We start from the raw sequence: 16,057 nt of genomic DNA, 5'->3' as shown, positions 1-16,057 counted from the left end.
CGCTGCGCTTGAATCTCCATTAACCCATGCCGCCGGTTGCGGCAAGCGCGGGGGCGAATTTCACGCCGTCACGCGTTTCAGGCCGAGCGACAGGAGCCCCGCGCCGATGAGCAGCGTGCCACCGGTGCGGTTCACGATCCGCCGGACATTCGGCCTGCGAATCGTGCTTTCCGCGGCAGCGGCAAGCGATGCGTAGAGCATGGCGTTCGTTGCCGCGAGGACGAGGAATGTCGTCTCGAAGATCACCATCTGAGAAAGAAGCGGCCGCGACAGATCCAAGAACTGCGGTAGGAAGGCGACGAAGAAGATGATGCTTTTCGGATTGAGCGCGGTGACGGCATAGGCGTGCAGGAATATCCGCAGCGGCCGCTCCGCCGCGGGCGGTTCATTGTGACTATCATTCTCACCGCTCCCGGCAACCGGGGCTTTCCAGAGGTTGATACCGAGCCAGACGAGATAGGCGGCGCCAATCCATTTCAGGACCGTGAAAATAGTGGCCGAGGCGGCCAGCAGCGCGCCCAGGCCCAGCATGGACGCAGTCATCGCCGTGAAATCGCCAAGTGCCACGCCGGCAACGGTTGCGCCCGCTGCCTTGCGCCCGTGGCTGACCGCGTAGGAGATGACGATGAGAATCGTCGGGCCGGGGATGGCGAGCAGCACGGCCGAGGCCGCGACGAATGCAAACCAGTGTTCGAAAGACATGAAACAGCTCCGCGTTTGAACAGCTTCCAGCCGAGAGATCGGGAGGGAGCCATGTAAACGCGAAGCCGTCAACTGCTAGTTGGCCTCTACAACGAGCGGCAGATCAGTCCGCGGCCTGCCACTTCTGGCCGATCGCCCCCATGACCTCGCCGAACCACTTGGCGGAGGTGTCGAAGTGCTTGCCGCCCTTGATACGGGGGAACTCGATGGTGCGCAGCTTGCCGCCCTGGTCTTCATCGTGGCCGGTGACGCCGGAGACCTTGTTGAGCGCGCTCTCGACCGCAAGGTCGACCATGCTCTGGATCAGCCGCAGGTCGTCGCCGTTCGCCGGCGCGGAGCGGGCGTAATAGCCGGACTTCTGCACCATGGAGCGCTCGGCGCCGAGCAGTGCGGCGAACTGCTTCGAGAACCAGTTGCCGACATTGATCGTATCGATCTTCACATGGCCGAAGGCGTCGCGCTTGACCGTCTCGCCGGCGGCCTCACGCTCCGCGACAATTGCGTCGAGGCAGGCACCTTCACTGACGAACAGGGTGACATAGCCATTCCGGTCCATGGTCTGGCGCAGGCGTTCTGCTTCGGCTTCGAGATCGAACTTCACCTCCGGCAGATAAAGGCCGTCGATGTTCTTCAACTGCGCATTCATCATGAAACCGTCGACATAGTCCTTGCCTGCGGCCATCTGAATGTAAGCGCGCGCTGTCGCTGCCGTCAGCCAGCCGCAGTGGCGGCCCATCACCTCGTGGACGACGAGCGTGCGCGGCGCGGCGCTCTGCTCATTGCTCACATTGTCGAAGAAGCGTGCGCCGTATTCGGCCGCCGTCCAGGCGCCGAGAGTCTGGCGGATCGGCACCACGTCATTGTCGACGGTCTTCGGCAGGCCCACAACGGTGAGGTCATAGCCATTCGCGCCGAGATAGGCGGCCAGGTCGGCGGCGGTCGTGTTGGTGTCGTCGCCGCCGATCGTGTGCAGGATTGTGATCCCATCGGCAGCCAATCTTTCGGCTGCGACGCGAAGCGGGTTTTCGCCATCCTTCACCAGGCCGCGCTTGACGCAGTCGGCCGTGTTGGTGAGCTTCACTCGGCTGTTGCCGATCGGCGATCCGCCGTGGCGGTGAAGAACATGCGCCCGCTCGCGCATGTCTTTCGTGATCTCGATGCGGTCGGCGAGAAGCAGGCCCTGATAGCCGGAACGGTAGGCCACGAGTTCGTAGTCGGGGGCGATATCCGTATAGCGTTCGATGAGTCCGCCGACAGCGGATGAAAGACAGGGCGCGAGCCCGCCCGCCGTCAGCATTGCGACTTTCTTCTTGGCCATGTGTCCTCCTCGGATTTTCGGCATCAGGCGATCGTTTCAGGAGATCGGCCGCCTATTCAATTTGCGCAGGTCAAAGACCGCGGTTGGTCTAACGCAATTCCGATGGAAATAAAATGACAGGGCTGTGGATGTCTGAAAAGTGACTATCAGTCCAGCAAAAGGCATGATCAGAGCAATTCACTTGAGATTTACGGCGAAGTGATTTATTGAGGGGCCATCACAATTCCGTCATCCGTGATGTTTGGCGCAGCCGGCCGCTTGCAATTTGCCACCACATCGGGCCATGCTCGGTCGTGGGACAGGGAACAATCGCACTTATGTCATTCTGGGACAGCCTCCTCAAGATCGTAACGGCCACCGGCAATGCGCTCGCCGGCGTGGTCGAGGCGGTCCGTACACTCTTCGAAGGGGATCCGGAGACCCGCCGCAAGGTGGCCTTTTCGGTGGCCATGATCGCCTTGTCGGCCAAGATGGCGAAGGCCGATGGCATCGTCAACGAAGCCGAAGTCGCGGCTTTCCGCGATATCTTCAAGTTCCCCGCGGACCAAGGGAAGAACGTCGCTCGGCTCTACAACCTCGCACGCCAGGACGTGGCAGGCTACGAGGCCTATGCGGAGAAGATGGCGTCGCTCTGCTCGTCCTGCGAACGCAACTGCCCAATTCTCGAGGACATCGTCGACGGGCTCTTCCATATCGCGAAGTCCGACGGTGCGGTGCACGACAAGGAACTCGCCTTTCTGATGCGCGTAGCGGATATCTTCAACATGGACGAGGCGCATTTCGAGCGCATCATGGCGCGCCATGTCCATGGCGACGACCGCGATCCCTATCAGGTTCTCGGTGTTTCGCCGAAGGATGATTTCTCCGATATTCGCAGGCGCTACCGGGTGCTCGTTTCCGAGAACCACCCCGACATGCTTGTCGCGCGGGGCGTGCCGGCGGAATTCCACGCGATCGCCAACGATCGCATGGCCGCGTTGAATGCAGCCTACGAGGCGATCGAGAGAGAACGCCGCGCCGCATGACCGCGAGGAACTGCGATTTTTCAGGCGCTCGTTTCGTACCGTCGCCCAACCACGGCGAGCGGGCCGACGGACGCCGGCCGAACATGATCCTGCTCCACTATACCGGAATGGAAACGGCGCTCTCGGCGCTCGATTGGCTTTGCCGCGAGGAAAGCCAGGTTTCCAGCCACTACTTCGTTCATGAGGACGGCCGCATCGATCAGCTCGTACCAGAGGAACGCCGCGCCTGGCACGCCGGCAAGAGCTTCTGGAAAGGCGAGGCCGACATCAATTCCTGTTCGATCGGCATTGAGATCGCCAATGCAGGCCACCCGGGAGGGCTACCGGGCTTCCCTGAAGCGCAGATCGAGGCGGTCGCCGAATTGTGTCGGGACTGTGGCGAGCGCTGGCAAATCGCCCCCGAAAGGGTGCTCGCACACAGCGATGTCGCACCGATTCGCAAGGTCGATCCCGGAGAAAATTTTCCTTGGCATATGCTATATTGCCGCGGGGTCGGCCACTGGGTGGAACCGGCGCCTGTCGGCGGCGGCCGCTTTTTTCAGCGTGGCGATCACGGGCAGCCGGTTGGCGCGCTCCAGTCGATGCTCTCTCTCTACGGGTACAACATTGAAGTTACGGGAGATTTCTGCGAGAGGACGGAAGGCGTGGTGGCCGCGTTCCAGCGGCATTTCCGTCAATCGCGGGTAGACGGCATCGCCGACGTTTCCACCATTGATACGCTACACAGATTGCTTTCGGCACTGCCGAATTTCGGTACCTAGGCGGCTCTTTTCGCTCGCCCTTATTTAGCGCCCTCGAACCTTTGCTGCGCGATTTTTTTGCGTTTGCCACATGTTTACCATGATAGCCCCTTCATTTCCGGTGCATCAACGCAGGAGATGCGGCGTCTGGCGCCCATGCTCCTGTCAATAAAAACGATCAGGAAATCGGTCGTGACGGTGGGGTGCGCCGTCCGACCAGTTCCCCAGACCGGAGACTTCAAACTACATGAGAATATCGTTTGCTGCTGCGGCGGCGGCATGCCTTGGCATGTCCATCGCCGGGATTGGTACGTCGTATGCAGGGGGTGTCGACAAGACCATCAAGACTTCGGCGTTACCGTCGGTGACTAGGACGACAGGCTATCCTGCTCCCCAATTCGACCTCACGCGCGGTTCCCAATTCACGATCCTCATCCAGTCCTACGCCAAGCAATACGGCGTAGCTGTCGATCTGGCTCATGCGATCGTCAAGGTCGAAAGCAATTTCGATGCGAGCGCCCGGGGCAGCGCGGGTGAAATCGGCCTCATGCAGATCAAGCCGGCCACGGCCCGGATGATGGGCTATTCCGGTACCGCCAAGGGCCTCTACGACCCGGCAACCAACATCAAGTTCGGCATGATGTATCTGGCGAAGGCTCAGGAGCTTTCCGACGGCACGACCTGCGGCACCATCCTCAAATACAATGCCGGCCATGGCGCCAAGCGGATGAATCCGGTGTCGAAGCGCTATTGCGGCAAGGTCCAGAGCATTCTCAATTGAAATCGAACCGAGCCGCTGCAAGTGGCGGCCGTCAAAATGATGCGTTCTGGAACTCCTGTGGGTTCGAGGACATGGCCGGATAGGTCTCGCGTTCCGGCATGAGTTGTTTTTGCAAGAGCTCGGTGTCATTGCCCGGGCGGCATGCTATTCCCGCAGCGAAGCGTCGAGGGGATATCCATGTCGGAAAGCTTTGACTTCGTAATCGTCGGCAAGGGCATGATGGGCGCTGCGGCGGCGCGCCACTTGAGTCTGGGGGGTGCCCGTGTCGCTCTTGTCGGCGAGCCGGGCGATTGGGCGAAGCACCGTGGTGTTTTCGCCAGCCATTACGACAATGCCCGCATCACCCGTACGATCGACAACGATCCAATTTGGGCGCGTCTCGCCCGCCGATCGATCGAGCGTTATCGGGAGATAGAAGAGGCAAGCGGAATCGAATTCTACTACGAGGTGGGCTGCCTGATCGCCGCTCCCGCGCCCAGCAGCGGTTTCGACTACCTCGATAAAGTTGTGCTTGCACGTGACGGGCTCGACGTCGACGCGCCGTTGATCGTCGGCGAGGAACTCGCCAAGCGCTTTCCTTGGTTCCGCTTTCCACAGCACTATGCCGGCATCCTTGAGGCCCGCGGTGCCGGCTACGTCAATCCTCGTGCCCTCGTCCGTGCGCAGACGATTGCGGCAGAGAATTCGGGTGCGCGAGTGATCCGCGCCGAGGTCGTGTCGCTCGAAGAGGCTGTCGATTGCGTGATTGTGACGACCAAAGACGGTCAATCGGTTCAGGCGGGGCGGGTCATCGTCGCCGCCGGTGGCTTTTCGCTCTCGACTGCGCTGCTGCCGAGGCCGATCGATCTCACCGTCAAGGCACGCACGGTGCTCTTCGCGGAGGTCGGCGCTGAGGACCTCGCCCGTTTTGCCGGCATGCCGTCGCTGATCGGCGCGGCATTCGAGCAGGAGAAAAGCTATTACCTGTTGCCCCCGGTTGCCTATGCCGACGGCAAACACTACATCAAGATCGGTGGCGATCCGACGGATCGGATCCTTGCCAGCGAACCGGCAATCAGGGAATGGTTCCGTGGCAACGCCAGCGGCGAGGCGGCCGATCACCTGCGCGGGGGTCTCTCCGAGGTGGTCGCGGGCTTCAAGCCCGTTTCGACGCATTTTTCACCCTGCGTCACCTCGTTCACGCGACACGGCTATCCCTATATCGGCTTTGCGAGCGACCGCATTGCCGTGCTCACCGGCGGCAATGGTCAGGCAGCGAAGAGTTCCGACGAAATCGGGCGGCTGGGTGCGGCGCTGGTGATGGGCGGCAGGGTCGATGTCGGCGAATACGAGACCGATTTCGCGATCGCCTATCGATGAGCGACCGGTACACGGAAGCGAAAGCGCCGATTTTTCTGGCGCTTGCTGCCCGGGTCGGTTAATGAGCCTCTGTCAGTTGGCCGGGCAGCCGCGCCTCGCAAGCGCCGAAAGGCCGCGGGGTGAGGAAAGTCCGGGCTCCACGGAAACACGGTGCCGGATAACGTCCGGCGGGGGCGACCCCAGGGAAAGTGCCACAGAAAGCAAACCGCTCCGCCTGCGGAGTAAGGGTGAAAGGGTGGGGTAAGAGCCCACCGCGGACATGGCGACATGGACGGCACGGTAAACCCCACCGGGAGCAAAACCGAATAGGGATGACACGGGCGCGCAAGCGCCCAGCCGGTTTCCAGGCCGGTCATCCGGGTGGGTTGCACGAGGCTGTGCGCAAGCGCAGTCCCAGATGAATGGCTGCCACGTTCCGCTTCCTCGGAGGCGGAGCCATACAGAACCCGGCTTACAGGCCAACTGGCGTTTTTCGCTGAACCAATTTGATGCATGAACTGTGCTCCGCCAACGTCCCTTCCGCGGCCGTTGCGGGGCACTTTTTCTTTCGATTCAACCTAATAGGCGTCTGATCGTAACCTTTCGTTAAACTTAACAACAGATCAATATTGGTTCATCCGCGAGGCTGTTTAAGAGCTTCTCCCATTGACGCCCATATGGTCCCATGTTATCCCATAATGGTACTGCGCAAGGGCCGCGTCGTGGCCCCTCATCGCGAAATTCCAGGGTCCCTTCCTCGGAAGGTTCAGGCGGGCGCGCTCGTGCCCGGCGGGGGTCTTTTGCGAGCGCAGGCGAGTGTTCGAGTGGGCCGATGAACGGGGCCCGTCAGTCGGGGGCGGCCGTTTCGCGTCATGAACCGCTTCTTGTCACATGCTACGAACCGGGTCGATGCCAAGGGGCGGGTCTCCGTGCCTTCGGCTTTCCGCGCCGCGCTTTCGGAGGCGGGGGTGCGGGAGCTATACTGCTTCCAGGACTTCGTCTTTCCGGCGATCAGCGTCGGTGGGCCGGAGCTTCTGGACCGGTTCGAGAGACAGATGGCGGCCGAGGATCCGTTCTCGGATGCGGCCAACCAGATGTCGCTCCTCGTTCACGGGGGCGGCGTCTTCGTGAAGCTCGACCCGGAGGGCCGGCTAATGGTGACGGATTTCATCCGCGACTTCACCGGCATCTCGACCGACGTGACTTTCGTCGGGCGGGGCGATCATTTTCAGCTCTGGGAGCCGCAAGCGTTTGCGAGGGCGCAGGCGGAGGCCCGGGAAGGGCGCAAGCGACGGGGGCTGCGTCCGGATTAGAGTGGAGAGGCGGAATGGTGACGGATCAAGGCGGCAGAGCTTCTGAAGCCGATGGCGGACCGGTTCGTCACATTCCCGTCATGCTTGCCGAAGTGCTGGCGGCTCTTGATCCGGCGCCCGGCAAGATCATTCTCGACGGCACCTTCGGGGCCGGTGGCTACACGTCGGCGCTCCTCGATGCGGGCGCCGAGGTGATCGCGCTCGACCGGGATCCGACGGCGATCTCGGCGGGCCAGCCAATGGTTGCCGCCGCCGGCGGCAGGCTCAAGCTCATTCATTCGCGCTTTTCCGAGCTGGCGGATCATGTGCCGGAAGGCGGGCTCGACGGCATCGTGTTCGATATCGGCGTTTCGTCCATGCAGATCGACGAGGCGGAGCGCGGCTTCTCCTTCCAGAGGCAGGGTCCCCTCGACATGCGAATGTCGGGTGCCGGCGTCTCGGCCGCCGATGTCGTCAATCGGGCCAAGGTCTCCGACCTCATCCGCATCTTCGGCTTTCTGGGCGAGGAGAAGCAGGCGGGCCGCATCGCGCGTGCGATCGAGAAGCGTCGCGCCGAGCAGCCCTTCGAAAAGACCCGTGATCTCGCCAATCTCATCGAGACGGTGACGCCGCGCAAGGCGAAGGACAAGATCCATCCGGCGACCCGCGTCTTCCAGGCGCTGCGCATCTTCGTCAACGACGAACTCGGCGAACTCGCCCATGCGCTTTTTGCCGCCGAACAGGCTCTGAAGCCCGGCGGGCGGCTCGTCGTCGTCACCTTTCACTCTCTCGAGGACAGGATCGTCAAGACATTCTTCCAGGACCGCTCCGGAAAGGCGGGCGGTTCTCGCCACCTTCCGCTGGTGACGGCACGCGACGCAACCTTCACGCCAGTCGGCAAGCCTATGGTTGCGGCGAGCGAGGAAGAATCGTCCCGCAATACGCGCGCCCGGTCGGCGAAACTCAGGGCCGGTATCCGCACGCAGGCTCCGTCGCCGGGAACCGATCTGTCCATTTTCAACCTGCCGGAGCTGGCGAGCCTTGCCAGACTAGGGGGCTAAGAGACGATGCTCAGAACGCTGGATATCGTGCTGATTGTCATCATGACGGGGGCCGCCACGGTCACCTACACGATCAAGCACCAGGCCGAGAACAAGCTCGAGGAGGTCCGCAGACTTGATGCTGCGATCAAGCTCGAGGAGGACACGATCGACCTGCTCAAGGCCGACTGGGCGTTGCTGACCCAGCCCAACCGGCTGGAGCGGCTCGTCGGCGCCTTCGCCGTCGACCTGCAGCTCACGCCGACGCCCTCGACACAACTCGCCAGACCCGAGGAACTGCCGATGCTGAAGGCGGATGTGCCGCCTCCGGAGGAGGGCAAGGACAAGAAGGGGAAAGGCAAGAAGGACGATGGCGTCGCCGCCGTCATCAATGCCGATAATATCGAAACAGGTTCGGTGGCGCGCTGATGTCGTTTCTCTCCCGTATCATGGTGCTGAAGAGCAAGGCGCATTTCTCGGCCGGTGGCAACAACCGCCCCGCGGAGGCGGGCGTCAGCGTCACGTTCCAGGGCACGCGCAAGAAGAGCGCCAGCCAGGCGAAAAGCCGCGTTGCGATCGTCATTGCGAGCTTCGGCATCGCCTATGCGGTGATCGGCGGGCGGCTGGTGCAATACGGTGTCGCGCAGCCGGAGACGGTTTCCTCGATCGGGCGCGCCGACAACCTTTTGGCCTCGCGTCCCGACATCCTCGATCGCAACGGCGAGATTCTCGCGACCGACATCCGCACCGTGTCGCTCTATGCCGAGCCGCACAAGATCGTCGATGCCGACGAGGCGGTGGAGCGGCTCGCGACGGTTCTGCCCGACCTCAACGCGCGAGAGATCTACAACAAGCTCAAATCGAACTCGCGTTTCCAGTGGCTGCGCCGGCAATTGACGCCGAAGCAGCAGAGCGAAATCCTGGCGCTCGGTATTCCCGGGATCGGCTTCCGACCAGAGAAGCGCCGCTTCTATCCCGGCGGCCCGACGGCCGCTCATATCCTTGGACATGTCAACATCGACAACCGCGGCGTCGCCGGCATGGAGCGCTACATCGACAGCCAGGGGCTTGCCGATCTGGCGGCGATCGGCATGACCAGCGACGCCAAGCTCGAACCGGTCAAGCTCTCGATCGACGTGCGCGTCCAGAACATCGTGCGCGACGTCATCGATTCCGGCATGAAGAACTATAAGGCGATCGCCGCCGGCGCCGTCGTCATGGACGTGCGCACCGGCGAAGTGCTGGCGATGGCATCGGTGCCGGATTACGATCCGAACAAGCCCGCCGAAGGGGCCGAAGAGGGCTGGATGAACCGCATGTCGAACGGCACGTTCGAGATGGGTTCCACCTTCAAGACCTTCACCATCGCCATGGGTCTCGATTCCGGCAAGGTAACGCTCAACGACAGCTTCGACGCGACGGCGCCCATCCGCATCGGCGGCTTCACTATCAAGGACTTCCACGGTAAGCGCCGCGTGCTGACCGTGCCGGAGATCTTCCAGTATTCGTCCAACATCGGCACGGCCAAGGTCGCCGATCTCGTCGGCATTCCGGGGCATAAGGAATTCCTGACCCGCCTGGGCCTTCTCACGAAACTGCCGACGGAGCTTCCGGAGGTCAAAACGCCAAGCCAGCCGCGTGAGTGGAAGAAGATCAGCTCGATCACCATTTCCTTCGGTCATGGCGTCTCGACGACGCCATTGCAGACGGCGGTAGCCGGCGCTGCTCTGGTCAATGGCGGCAAGCTTATCCCGCCGACCTTCCTGCCGCGCACCGAGGAGCAGGCGAGCGAACTCGCCACTGCGGTCGTCAAGAAGAGCACGAGCGACGACATGCGCTACCTGCTTCGCTGGAATGGCATTGCCGGCTCCGGCAAGCGGGCGCTCGTCCCGGGCTTCAATGTCGGCGGCAAGACCGGCACGGCCGACAAGGTCGTCAATGGCCGCTACGCCAATGACCTGAACTTCAACGCCTTTCTGGCGGCGTTTCCGATCGACGATCCGAAGTACATCGTGCTGACCTTCATCGACGCGCCGAAGACCGGCGAGGGCGGCGGGCGCACCGCCGGCTCCAATGCCGCGCCGATGGTCCGCGACATTATCAGCCGCTCGGCGCCGCTGCTCGGTGTCGAACCGAAATTCGGAGAAGACGGTTCTGCCTTGCTTGTGTCTTATTGACCGTGAAATGAGAATGCGGACGATTCGCGATTTCGGCGGATTGATATCGGTGTGAGACGTGCAGTTCATGAAGATCAGGGACCTGGCGGGAACGACTTTCCCGGAACTTTTGGCGCAACTGAAGGGCAATGACGCGGAGATCGACATTGCCGGCATCACCGCCGACAGCCGGCAGGTCAAGCCGGGCGATCTTTTCGTGGCCGTCGCCGGCACGAAAGCGAATGGCGCCGCCTATATCGCCGACGCCCTGTCGCGCGGCGCGGCGGCGGTAATTGCCGCAAAGGGCTCTGGCGGGGAGGCCGGCACACCGGTCTTCGAGCTTGTCGAACCGCGTCGCTTCCTGGCACAGGCCGCGGCCCGCCTCTACGGGCGCCAGCCCGAGACGATGGTGGCGGTGACCGGCACTGCGGGGAAGACCTCGGTCGCCTCGTTTACGCGTCAGATCTGGGCGCATTCCGGGCTTTCGGCAGCGATGATCGGTACCACAGGCGTCACGGCGCCGGGACGCAACGACTATGGTTCGCTGACCACTCCGGACCCGGTGTCGCTTCACAAGCTGCTTGCCGAACTTGCCGACGAAGGCATTACCCACGCGGCGATGGAGGCCTCCAGCCACGGTCTCGACCAGAGCCGGCTCGATGGGGTTCGGCTCGCCGCCGCCGCCTTCACCAATCTCGGCCGCGACCATATGGACTACCACCCGACCGTCGAGCACTACATGGCCTCGAAGATGCGCCTCTTCGGCGCACTGTTGCCGAAAGGTTCGCCGGCGGTGATCTTTGCCGACGACCAATGGTCGACCGAGGCGATCGCCGCGGCCCGCAAGGCCGGGCACGACGTGCGCACCGTCGGCCGTAACGGCGATTTCATCAGCTTGAAGCGGGTCGAGCATTTCCGCCACAAGCAGTCGGCGGAAGTCCATGTCGGCGACGACATCTTCGAAATCCATGTGCCGCTCGCCGGCGATTTCCAGGTGGCCAATGCGCTTGTCGCCGCCGGCCTTGCGATGTCCACCGGGATCGCCGCCAAGGCGGCCTTCTCGGCGCTCGAAAAACTGCAGGGCGCCTCCGGTCGGCTGGAACTGGTGGGCCAGACGAAGGACGGCGCGCTTGCCTATGTGGACTACGCCCACAAGCCCGACGCGCTTGAAAACGTGCTCGAATCGGTGCGCCCGTTCACCACCGGACGGGTTATCGTCGTCTTCGGCTGCGGCGGCGACCGTGACAAGGGCAAGCGGCCGATCATGGGTGAAGTTGCCGCGCGGCTCGCCGACGTCGTCATCGTCACCGACGACAATCCGCGCTCGGAAATCCCCGAAGTGATCCGCTCGGAGATCATGGCCGGTGCCACAGGAGCGACCGAAATCGCCGACCGCGCCGAGGCTATCCGGACCGCCGTCGGCATGCTGCAAACCGGCGATACGCTGATAGTTGCCGGCAAGGGGCATGAGGAGGGGCAGACAATCGGCTCCGTGACGCTGCCATTCTCCGATCACGCGGAAGTACGCAAGGCGCTGGGAGGGCTGTGATGTGAGCTGGCTCTGGACATGCAGCGATCTGCTTGCGGCCATGAATGGCCGCCCGGTCGGAAGCCTGCCGGATGGGATTATCGGCATCTCGATCGACAGCCGCACGATCGCCAAGGGCGAGGCCTTTTTCGCGATCAGGGGCGATCGGGTCGATGGACACGACTATGCCGGCCTCGCGCTTGCCAACGGCGCCTCGCTGCTCGTTGTCAGTGAAGGCAAGCTTCCGGCGCTCGGGCGGTTGATCGCGCCGATGATCGTCGTCGATGACGTCCTGGAGGCGATGATCCGCCTCGGCTGCGCCGCGCGCGACCGCAGTGCCGCGAAGGTCATCGCCGTCACCGGCTCGGTCGGCAAGACGACGACGAAGGAGATGCTGCGGCACGTTCTGTCGCCGCTCGGGCGCGTCCATGCCTCCGTCGCATCGTTCAACAATCATTGGGGTGTGCCGCTGACGCTTGCGCGGATGCCGGAGACGACCGATTTCGGCATCTTCGAGATCGGCATGAACCATCATGGCGAGATCCGGCCGTTGACCGCGATGGTACGTCCGCATGTGGCCGTCGTCACCAGCATTGCCGCTGCCCATCTCGGCAACTTCGCCAGTCTTGACGAGATCGCCTCGGCGAAGGCGGAGATCTTCGAGGGCGTCGTCAAGGGCGGCCATGCGGTGATCAACCGCGACAGTCCGCAGTTCGATCTCCTCGAAAGGGCAGCCGCGGCGGCAGGCGTTGGTCACATCCACGCCTTCGGCGCCAACCCAAAATCGGAATATCGGCTGATCGAGTTCGCCGCGGGCGCGGATCGATCCGTCCTCTGGGCCGGCATCGGCGGCCGAACACTGGAAGTCACGATCGGCGCTCCGGGAAGGCATATTGCCGAGAATGCCCTGGCGGTGATTGCCGCCGCGCAACTCGCCGGCGCTGACCTCGATCGCGTCGTTGCCTCGCTCGCGACCATGCAGCCTGAAAAGGGCCGGGGATTGCGGCACCGCCTGAAGATTGGCGCGGGTCACCTGACGCTGATCGACGAAAGCTACAATGCCAACCCGGCGTCGATGCGGGCGGCGATCTCCCTCCTGCGCGATGCCGATCCGGCGGCCGGCGGCCGCCGTATCGCGATTCTCGGCGACATGCTGGAGATGGGCGAGCACGCCGCGGCTGTACATGCCGCTTTGGCGGAGCCGATCGTAGAGGCGGGCATTGCCGACGTCTGGCTCGCCGGGCCCGACATGGCGCATCTGCGTGACGCTTTGCCGGCCGAGGTTACGGTCGTTCACCGCGAGGCGGTCGGAGATCTCACCTCTTACGCACTCGGCGCGGTTGCTGCCGGCGACGTGGTGATGGTCAAATCATCGAAGGGCACCGGCTGCGCCAAGATCGTTCAGGCTCTTCTCGATGCCTATCCCGAAGAGAAGGCCGAAGCGCGGGGGAAGTATAGAGGCGAAGTATAGAGGCAGTGCCACCAATGCTGGTGGATAAGGCCTGGGCCAGGGGAATTGGCCTAACATAGTCATGCGCAAGTGGGTATCGTTCATCAGATGATTCTGTTGGGCGATGTCCAAGTCTAAACCTTTGGGGAAAGGTCCCTTATGCTGATCTGGCTCGTGGAACTGGCGGACCACTTTCAATTCTTCAATCTCTTCCGCTACATCACTTTCCGCACGGGTGCAGCTCTCTTCACCTCCGCGCTGATCGTGTTCCTGTTCGGGCCGGCCATAATCTCGTCACTGCGCATTCGCCAGGGCAAGGGTCAGCCGATACGCGCCGACGGCCCGCAGACGCACTTCAAGAAGGCTGGCACGCCCACCATGGGCGGACTGATGATCCTCGCCGGCATCGTCGGCTCGGCACTGCTCTGGGCCGATCTCTCAAGCATTTATGTCGTGTCGACGCTGTTGGTAACGCTGGGCTTCGGCGCCATCGGCTTCTACGACGACTATCTCAAGGTCACCAAGCAGTCGGACAAAGGCTTTTCCGGCAAGGCGCGCCTCGGCATCGAATTCGTCATCGCAGCCATCGCGGTCTTCTTCATGATGCAGGCGGCGCAGTCTGCCGGTAGCGCGGGCTCGACCTTCGGCTCGTCGCTGACCTTCCCCTTCTTCAAGGACCTGATGCTCAATCTCGGCTATTTCTTCGTGCTTTTCGGTGGTTTCGTCATCGTCGGCGCCGGCAATGCCGTGAACCTGACGGACGGTCTCGATGGTCTCGCCATTGTGCCGGTGATGATCGCCTCCGCAGCCTTCGGACTGATCGCCTATCTCGCCGGTAACGCCGTGTTCGCCAACTATCTGCAGATCCATTTCGTGCCCGGCACCGGCGAACTCGCGGTCGTCCTCGGTGCCGTCATCGGCGCCGGCCTCGGCTTCCTCTGGTTCAATGCGCCGCCGGCGGCGATCTTCATGGGCGACACCGGTTCGCTTGCGCTCGGCGGCCTGATTGGCACCGTTGCCGTCGCGACCAAGCACGAGATCGTCATGATCATCATCGGCGGCCTCTTCGTCATCGAGACGCTTTCGGTGATCCTCCAGGTCTTCTGGTTCAAGCGCACTGGCAGGCGCGTCTTCCTGATGGCGCCTATCCACCACCACTTCGAGAAGAAGGGCTGGACGGAGAGCCAGATAGTGATCCGCTTCTGGATCGTCGCGGTCATTCTGGCGATGGTCGGTCTTTCGACCCTCAAGCTCAGGTAAGCGAGATGATCCCCGTCACCACATTCAAGGGCAGGAGGGTCGCGCTCTTCGGCCTCGGCGGTTCTGGGCTGGCGACGGCCGAGGCGCTGGTAGCGGGCGGCGCAAAGGTCACCGCCTGGGACGACAACCCCGACAGCGTCGCCAAGGCGGCCGCGGCAGGCATCGCAACGGCGGATTTGCGCCATGTCGAGTGGAACGCTTTCGCCGCTTTCGTGCTTTCGCCGGGCGTGCCGCTGACGCATCCGAAGCCGCACTGGACCGTCGATCTCGCCCACCAAGCCGGTGTCGAGATCATCGGCGACATCGAGCTGTTCGTGCGCGAGCGGCGCGCCCATGCGCCCGAATGCCCTTTCATCGCCATCACCGGCACCAACGGCAAATCGACGACGACGGCGCTGATCGCCCATATCCTGAAGACCAGCGGACGGGACACCCAGCTTGGCGGCAATATTGGTAGGGCCGTGCTGACGCTCGATCCGCCGATGGCGGGGCGCTTCTACGTGGTCGAGTGCTCATCCTATCAGATCGACCTTGCGCCGACGCTTGACCCCACGGCGGGAATTCTTCTCAACCTGACCCCCGACCATTTGGACCGGCACGGTACCATGCAGCACTATGCCGACATCAAGGAACGATTGGTGGCGGGAAGCGGCACGGCCGTGGTCGGCGTCGACGACAGTTTCTCGAGCCTGGTCGCCGACCGCGTGCAGCGGGCCGGAACCCGGGTCGTGCGCATCTCGCGCCGTCATGTACTGGCCGATGGGATCTATGCCGAAGGGTCGTCACTCATGCGGGCCGAGGGCGGCTCGTCGGCGCGCTTCGCCGACCTTTCCGGCATCCAGACGCTGCGGGGCGGACACAACGCCCAGAATGCGGCGGCGGCCGTTGCCGCCTGCCTTGCCGTCGGTGTCGACGAGCAGGACATCGTCAACGGGCTTGAGAGCTTTCCCGGCCTCAAGCACCGGATGCAGCCGATCGCGAAGAGAGGCGAAATCGTCTTCGTCAATGACAGCAAGGCGACAAATGCCGATGCGGCGGCCCCGGCACTTTCGAGTTACGAGCGGATCTATTGGATCGCTGGCGGACTGCCGAAGGAAGGCGGGATTGCCTCGCTGACGCCGTTCTTCCCGGCGATCGTCAAGGCCTACCTGATCGGTGAGGCGGCGCCCGCATTCGCGGCGACGCTCGGCGAAGCGGTACCCTACGAGATTTCCGGCACCTTGGAAAAGGCGGTCGCACACGCGGCGGCAGATGCGGCGCGCGATCGCCAGGGTCCTGGCGCCGTGATGCTTTCCCCGGCTTGCGCAAGCTTCGACCAGTATAAGAATTTCGAGATGCGGGGCGATGCCTTTGTCGGCCATGTGGCGGCGCTCGAAGGCGTGACCATGCTCATCTGAGGCGAGATTTCCTGGACGGGATCGGCGCGG

The 16,057-nt window shown here is 63.0% G+C and carries 14 protein-coding genes and 1 other RNA gene; 13 read left to right on the top strand and 2 right to left on the bottom strand.

Annotated features, from left to right (window positions below; all coding sequences use genetic code 11):
- Window positions 1-60: 60 nt before the first annotated feature.
- Window positions 61-702, bottom strand: a complete 642-nt coding sequence (locus USDA257_RS21980; RefSeq protein WP_014765179.1) for a LysE family translocator — start codon at window positions 700-702, stop codon at window positions 61-63.
- Between the two features lie 103 nt (window positions 703-805).
- A complete protein-coding gene (locus USDA257_RS21975) occupies window positions 806-2,020 on the bottom strand; it encodes a pyrophosphate--fructose-6-phosphate 1-phosphotransferase (RefSeq protein ID WP_014765178.1) in 1,215 nt (404 codons plus the stop codon).
- Window positions 2,021-2,337: 317 nt separating this feature from the next.
- Here USDA257_RS21975 and USDA257_RS21970 point away from each other — a divergent pair, with 317 nt between their 5' ends.
- The 13 genes from USDA257_RS21970 to murD all read left to right on the top strand — a co-directional run bounded on the left by USDA257_RS21970 (window position 2,338) and on the right by murD (window position 16,027).
- Window positions 2,338-3,045 carry a J domain-containing protein gene (locus USDA257_RS21970; RefSeq protein WP_014765177.1) on the top strand — a complete coding sequence of 236 codons (708 nt, stop codon included), beginning with the start codon at window positions 2,338-2,340 and terminating at the stop codon, window positions 3,043-3,045.
- Window positions 3,042-3,806: an N-acetylmuramoyl-L-alanine amidase gene (locus USDA257_RS21965; protein ID WP_014765176.1), complete on the top strand. Its 765-nt coding sequence runs from the start codon at window positions 3,042-3,044 to the stop codon at window positions 3,804-3,806. Before USDA257_RS21970 ends, USDA257_RS21965 begins: the two co-directional genes overlap by 4 nt.
- Before the next feature lie 226 nt (window positions 3,807-4,032).
- Window positions 4,033-4,566, top strand: coding sequence for a lytic transglycosylase domain-containing protein (locus USDA257_RS21960; protein ID WP_014765175.1), 534 nt, complete (start codon window positions 4,033-4,035; stop codon window positions 4,564-4,566).
- A 177-nt stretch (window positions 4,567-4,743) separates the two neighbouring features.
- Complete coding sequence (locus USDA257_RS21955; protein WP_014765174.1) at window positions 4,744-5,925, top strand: NAD(P)/FAD-dependent oxidoreductase; 1,182 nt, start codon at window positions 4,744-4,746, stop codon at window positions 5,923-5,925.
- Between the two features lie 72 nt (window positions 5,926-5,997).
- An RNA gene (gene rnpB, locus USDA257_RS33275) (RNase P RNA component class A) lies at window positions 5,998-6,395 on the top strand.
- Between the two features lie 381 nt (window positions 6,396-6,776).
- Complete coding sequence (mraZ, locus tag USDA257_RS21950; protein WP_014765173.1) at window positions 6,777-7,217, top strand: division/cell wall cluster transcriptional repressor MraZ; 441 nt, start codon at window positions 6,777-6,779, stop codon at window positions 7,215-7,217.
- A gap of 14 nt (window positions 7,218-7,231) precedes the next feature.
- On the top strand, window positions 7,232-8,257 hold the full coding sequence (gene rsmH / locus USDA257_RS21945; RefSeq protein ID WP_014765172.1) for a 16S rRNA (cytosine(1402)-N(4))-methyltransferase RsmH: 1,026 nt from the start codon (window positions 7,232-7,234) through the stop codon (window positions 8,255-8,257).
- Between the two features lie 6 nt (window positions 8,258-8,263).
- Window positions 8,264-8,665, top strand: a complete 402-nt coding sequence (gene ftsL, locus USDA257_RS21940; protein WP_014765171.1) for a cell division protein FtsL — start codon at window positions 8,264-8,266, stop codon at window positions 8,663-8,665.
- Window positions 8,665-10,413, top strand: a complete 1,749-nt coding sequence (locus USDA257_RS21935) for a peptidoglycan D,D-transpeptidase FtsI family protein (RefSeq protein ID WP_014765170.1) — start codon at window positions 8,665-8,667, stop codon at window positions 10,411-10,413. The genes ftsL and USDA257_RS21935 overlap by 1 nt, the downstream gene beginning before the upstream one ends.
- A 67-nt stretch (window positions 10,414-10,480) precedes the next feature.
- A complete protein-coding gene (locus USDA257_RS21930; RefSeq protein ID WP_014765169.1) occupies window positions 10,481-11,941 on the top strand; it encodes a UDP-N-acetylmuramoyl-L-alanyl-D-glutamate--2,6-diaminopimelate ligase in 1,461 nt (486 codons plus the stop codon).
- A gap of 1 nt (window position 11,942) precedes the next feature.
- Window positions 11,943-13,391 carry a UDP-N-acetylmuramoylalanyl-D-glutamyl-2,6-diaminopimelate--D-alanyl-D-alanine ligase gene (locus USDA257_RS21925; protein WP_014765168.1) on the top strand — a complete coding sequence of 483 codons (1,449 nt, stop codon included), beginning with the start codon at window positions 11,943-11,945 and terminating at the stop codon, window positions 13,389-13,391.
- Between the two features lie 138 nt (window positions 13,392-13,529).
- Entirely contained in the window at window positions 13,530-14,630 is a 1,101-nt protein-coding gene (gene mraY, locus USDA257_RS21920) for a phospho-N-acetylmuramoyl-pentapeptide-transferase (protein WP_014765167.1), read from the top strand.
- Window positions 14,631-14,635: 5 nt separating this feature from the next.
- Window positions 14,636-16,027 (top strand): UDP-N-acetylmuramoyl-L-alanine--D-glutamate ligase, encoded by a 1,392-nt coding sequence (gene murD, locus USDA257_RS21915; protein WP_014765166.1) that lies wholly within the window; start codon window positions 14,636-14,638, stop codon window positions 16,025-16,027.
- Window positions 16,028-16,057 lie beyond the last annotated feature (30 nt).

This window comes from Sinorhizobium fredii USDA 257, from assembly GCF_000265205.3.
Taxonomy (GTDB): Bacteria; Pseudomonadota; Alphaproteobacteria; order Rhizobiales; family Rhizobiaceae; genus Sinorhizobium; species Sinorhizobium fredii_B.
The sequence above is the reverse complement of the archived record's forward strand: the minus strand, read 5'-3'. Positions and strand labels throughout refer to the sequence as shown.

Excerpts from the sequence above, each read along its gene's own strand:
- USDA257_RS21970 (WP_014765177.1), top strand. The coding sequence starts at position 2,338 with ATGTCATTCTGGGACAGCCTCCTCAAGATCGTAACGGCCACCGGCAAT.
- USDA257_RS21975 (WP_014765178.1), bottom strand. The coding sequence starts at position 2,020 with ATGGCCAAGAAGAAAGTCGCAATGCTGACGGCGGGCGGGCTCGCGCCC.
- USDA257_RS21960 (WP_014765175.1), top strand. The coding sequence starts at position 4,033 with ATGAGAATATCGTTTGCTGCTGCGGCGGCGGCATGCCTTGGCATGTCC.
- USDA257_RS21935 (WP_014765170.1), top strand. The coding sequence starts at position 8,665 with ATGTCGTTTCTCTCCCGTATCATGGTGCTGAAGAGCAAGGCGCATTTC.
- murD (WP_014765166.1), top strand. The coding sequence starts at position 14,636 with ATGATCCCCGTCACCACATTCAAGGGCAGGAGGGTCGCGCTCTTCGGC.
- USDA257_RS21930 (WP_014765169.1), top strand. The coding sequence starts at position 10,481 with ATGAAGATCAGGGACCTGGCGGGAACGACTTTCCCGGAACTTTTGGCG.
- mraZ (WP_014765173.1), top strand. The coding sequence starts at position 6,777 with ATGAACCGCTTCTTGTCACATGCTACGAACCGGGTCGATGCCAAGGGG.
- USDA257_RS21980 (WP_014765179.1), bottom strand. The coding sequence starts at position 702 with ATGTCTTTCGAACACTGGTTTGCATTCGTCGCGGCCTCGGCCGTGCTG.
- mraY (WP_014765167.1), top strand. The coding sequence starts at position 13,530 with ATGCTGATCTGGCTCGTGGAACTGGCGGACCACTTTCAATTCTTCAAT.
- rsmH (WP_014765172.1), top strand. The coding sequence starts at position 7,232 with ATGGTGACGGATCAAGGCGGCAGAGCTTCTGAAGCCGATGGCGGACCG.
- USDA257_RS21965 (WP_014765176.1), top strand. The coding sequence starts at position 3,042 with ATGACCGCGAGGAACTGCGATTTTTCAGGCGCTCGTTTCGTACCGTCG.
- USDA257_RS21955 (WP_014765174.1), top strand. The coding sequence starts at position 4,744 with ATGTCGGAAAGCTTTGACTTCGTAATCGTCGGCAAGGGCATGATGGGC.
- ftsL (WP_014765171.1), top strand. The coding sequence starts at position 8,264 with ATGCTCAGAACGCTGGATATCGTGCTGATTGTCATCATGACGGGGGCC.